The 4,406-nt window shown below is 48.8% G+C and carries 3 protein-coding genes; 1 reads left to right on the forward strand and 2 read right to left on the reverse strand.

The annotated features are described in order from the left end of the window. A partial coding sequence (locus RMO35_RS05130) for a BON domain-containing protein (protein WP_309739036.1) occupies window positions 1-460 on the forward strand: 460 nt, incomplete at its 5' end. Between the two features lie 86 nt (window positions 461-546). Here RMO35_RS05130 and RMO35_RS05135 read toward each other — a convergent pair. Beyond that, window positions 547-3,783, reverse strand: a complete 3,237-nt coding sequence (locus RMO35_RS05135; RefSeq protein ID WP_309739037.1) for an efflux RND transporter permease subunit — start codon at window positions 3,781-3,783, stop codon at window positions 547-549. 9 nt (window positions 3,784-3,792) lie between these two features. Continuing rightward, on the reverse strand, window positions 3,793-4,406 hold a 614-nt coding region (locus RMO35_RS05140; RefSeq protein ID WP_309739039.1), incomplete at its 5' end, for an efflux RND transporter periplasmic adaptor subunit.

The raw sequence follows: 4,406 nt of genomic DNA on the forward strand, positions 1-4,406 counted from the left end.
TATCCCTGATGCCAACCACCGCACTGACGGCGAGATCGCCGCCGCCGCCGCTCACCAAATTGCCTGGTCTACGACAATTCCCAAGGGAACCGTTGGGATAACTATTCGCAACGGTTGGGTCATCTTAGAAGGTGAAGTGGAATGGTGGTATCAAAAGAATGCAGCGGAAGTCGCCGTGCGGCACCTATCGGGCGTTCATGGGGTTTCTAATTCAATTTCGATTAAATCCACCGATAAAATCCCCGCAGTCGGTATGGACATTGAAGCGGCATTCGCTCGCAATGCTCTCTTAGATGCCAAACAGATCCGCATCGAGATTTCTGGTAGCAAGGCGATCCTTCACGGTAAAGTTCCGACGCTTACCCAGCGCGAGGAAGCCGAACGAGTCGCCTGGGCTGCTCCAGGAGTATGTTCGGTAGATAATCATCTCGCGATCGAGTGGGCTAAAACTGGGGATTAGCACTAATGAAACCCGCGAGCCAACGTAACGTTGGCTCGTTTTGCAGGCACATTATTGTTTATCGCATTCAAGATCCGACGATAATTTTAGTGCTTGACGATCGCGGCTTGTTCAGGCAGGGAATGGCTCTTTTTCAAAAACTTTGACGCGCCAGCCGCCGCCAAAGTTTTCACCAAAATATATAGAATCGGTACCAAAAATAGACTCAAAAACGTTGCCAATAGTAACCCGCCAAATAATGCCGTCCCTAACGACCAGCGGCTACTGGCTCCCGCGCCTTCAGATAATACCAATGGTAAAAATCCCAATAACGCCGCAAATGAAGTCATCAAAATCGGTCGCAATCGTTCTTCCCCGGCTTTGACAGCGGCGCGGGTGTAACTCATGCCTTGTTCTCTGAGTTGATTGGCAAATTCAACGACCAGAATCGCATTTTTGGCAGCTAATCCAATCAACGTTACCAAACCCACCTGGCAATAAATATCATCCACCACCTTGGGAAATAGACTATCCGCCATAAAGATATTCGATCGAATCCAAATCGCCGTCATTGCGCCCAAGATCGCCAACGGTACAGTTAGTAAGATAATAATCGGGTCTGTGTAGCTTTCATACTGCGCTGAGAGGACGAGAAACACAATGACGATCGCAATCCCAAAAATCAGCCCCGTAGCACCACCCGAAGCCTTCTCCTGAAGATAAGTCCCCGTCCACTCATACCCAAATCCCTGCGGTAAGGTCGCTTTAGCTACTTCCTCCATCGCCTTAATTGCCTCACCCGAACTAGCTCCAGCAGCCGGACTACCTTGCACTTTGATCGATCGATATAAGTTGTAGTGCGATATCGTCTTCGGCCCGACAAATGGCGTAATCGTCACCAGACTACTCAGGGGAATCATCGCCCTAGGTGTGGTGGTTGTTCCGGTGGAGACACTATTCGAGCGCACGTATAGTTTCCCGATATCATCGGGATTGGCGCGAAACTTGCCATCGGCTTGGAGATAGACGCGGTACTGCCGTTGTCCCTGCACAAAGTCATTGACGTATTGCGAACCTAAATAGGTTTGCAAAGTGCTGAAAATTTGACCGACATCCACATTGAGAGCTTTAGCTTGGTTGCGATTGACTTGGATGTCAAATTGGGGCGTATTGGCGGTGAACTGAGTAAAGACGCGTTGTAGCGCGGGCTTCTTGTTAGCTGCGGCGATAAATTTCTGGGCATTATCGACCAAAGTTTCGATCGGTGCTGTCCCCGTCCGATCTTGGATTAGGAACTCAAACCCGCCCGTGGCACTCAATCCCCGCACTGGTGGCGCATTCACCGCGAGTACTCTGGCTTCAGTGATGCCTGATAGCTTTTTGTTGAGATTCCGCAGCAAACCATACACCGACTGAGCTTCAGTAGTGCGCTCCTTCCAAGATTTGAGACTCACAAATCCCAGCCCCACATTCGATGCACCGCCATCAAACCCAAACCCCGTAATCAAAAATGTCGCTTGAACTTCGGGAATCACGGCGACTTCTTTCGCCACCCGATCCATAATTGCGGAGGTATATTGCAGCGATACCCCATCGGGAGCTTGAGCGATTACAAAAAAGTAACCCTGATCTTCTTCAGGGATAAACCCAGTCGGTACCGCTCTGTACATAAATACAGTCGCGAGTAACCCTGCAATAAACACCCCCATCACTAGCAACTTCGCCCCAGTCAGGAAACTCACAAAGCCGATATAGCGACGGGTGAACCAAGTAAAGCCCTGATTGAACTTGCCAAAGAACCAGCCCACAGGCCCCCGTGCGGGTTGAGCTGGGCGCATAATCAGGGCGGCGATACTCGGTGAGAACGTCAGTGCATTGAAAGCCGAAATCGCGATCGAACATGCCACTGTCAGGGCAAACTGTCTGTAGACGATCCCACTCGTCCCCGGTATAAACGCCACCGGGATAAACACCGCCATCAGCACCAACGAAGTCGCCACAATCGCCCCCGTCAACTCGTGCATCGCCTCAATTGCCGCCGCCAAGGGTGCCATACCCTGCTCCAACTTGACCGATACTGCTTCTACGACAATAATCGCATCATCTACCACAATCCCGATCGCCAGCACAAAGCCAAACAGCGTCAGCGTGTTGATTTGAAAGCCCAGTACCAGTAGAGCCGCACACGTCCCGATGAGAGATACCGGAATCGCGATCGTTGGGATAATTGTCGTCCGCCAATCTTGCAAAAATACAAAAATTACCAGCACGACCAACACGATCGCTTCTACCAAAGTATGCAGTACCTCTTCCAGGGAAATCTCCACAAATGGAGTCGTATCAAAAGCGACTTGCGCTTTGAGTCCTGGTGGAAAACTCTTGGCTAACGTCTCGATCTGCGCCTCCACCGCCTTGGCAACTTGCAGAGCATTACTCCCTGGCAATTGATAGACACCCAAGCCCACAGCCGCTTTAGGTTGTTTTCCAGGCAATGTGAATTTAGCATCAGAAGTATAGTTTTCTGCCCCCAATTCGACTCTACCCACATCGGAGAGCTTCAGGAGCGTGCCACCAGTACTGACTTTTAGTACCAAATTCTCAAATTCTGAGACTTCCTTGAACCGACTAGTCGCCCGCAAGGCAAATTCATAACTTTGATTAGTTGGAGCGGGTTCTTTACCGATTGCCCCCGCACCCACTTGAATATTTTGCTCCTGCAAAGCGGTCGTAATATCTTGCGGCGTAATTTGATTTTGAGCGAGTTTATTGGGATCGAGCCACAATCGCATCGCATATTTACGCTCCCCAAAAATCCGCACACTCCCCACTCCAGGCACGCGTTTAATCAGATCGAGTAGATATAAATCGACATAATTACTCAAGAAAATATTGTCGTATTCAGCATTATCTGAATAAAAACCATAAACCAATAACAGACTACTAGATGCTGTTTCAACAGTTACGCCCGTCCGCTGTACCGTAGTTGGCAATTGAGGTGCAGCTAGAGCTTGCTTATTTTGAACGTTGACTTGGGCGATATCTGGATTGACATTACTAGGGAAAGAAACAGTAATATTACTCGAACCATCATTTCCGGTATTGGAAGATATATAAGATACATCTCTGACACCATTGATCTGGCGTTCGATAATATTGGTGACGGTACTTTCTGTCGTTTGAGCATCTGCACCAGTATTATTTGAAGTTACATTAATCTGAATCGGAGCCAAATCTGGCAACTGTGAAATCGGCAAAATCGGAATCGCAATACTCCCTAATAACAGAATAATAAATGTACAAACTGTTGTGAGAACTGGGCGTTTGATAAAGGTATTTACAAACATTGTTTAGATTTAGGGAGTTTTTTGAGCATTATTATCTTCAGGTGCGATGCTCGAAGAGCCGCTTTCAGCGAACGAGATCGGCACACCATTGGTCAAATTCAGTAACCCCGAAACCACAATCTTCTCCCCCGGTTTCAAGCCCTTTATCACTTGATAGTTATTACCCTCGATCGCTCCCAAATCCACAGGTTGCTGTCTCGCGACTAATGAACTCTTACCATTTTGCGACTGCTTTCCAGCATCCGCCACAAACACAAACGTCTTCCCACCCAATCGCGATACCGCAGTCACCGGGATCAAAATTCCTGGGTGTTTGTCCCAAACTGCTCTAGCTTGTACCGACTGACGATTGAGCAGTCGTCCGCTGGTATTAGCAAAACTAGCCTTTGCCAAAATCGTCTGAGAATCAGCAGTTGCGTTCGGTGCGATAAAACCGACTTTGCCCATCTCGATCGACTTACCAGCGGCATCTAGCAGCTCGACAGGCAGACCCGCACGCAATTGTCTAGCTCGATCGAATGGAATTGCCAAATTCAGGTCGAAGGAGTCATTTTTGGTCAATGTGGTCAGCGCGTCACCCTTGGCAACATAATCACCCACCTTGAGCGGGATATTCCCCACAG

It is taken from the genome of Chamaesiphon sp. OTE_20_metabat_361 (genome assembly GCF_031364565.1).

Coding starts and splice junctions, on each gene's coding strand:
- RMO35_RS05135 (WP_309739037.1), bottom strand. CDS start 3,783: ATGTTTGTAAATACCTTTATCAAACGCCCAGTTCTCACAACAGTTTGT.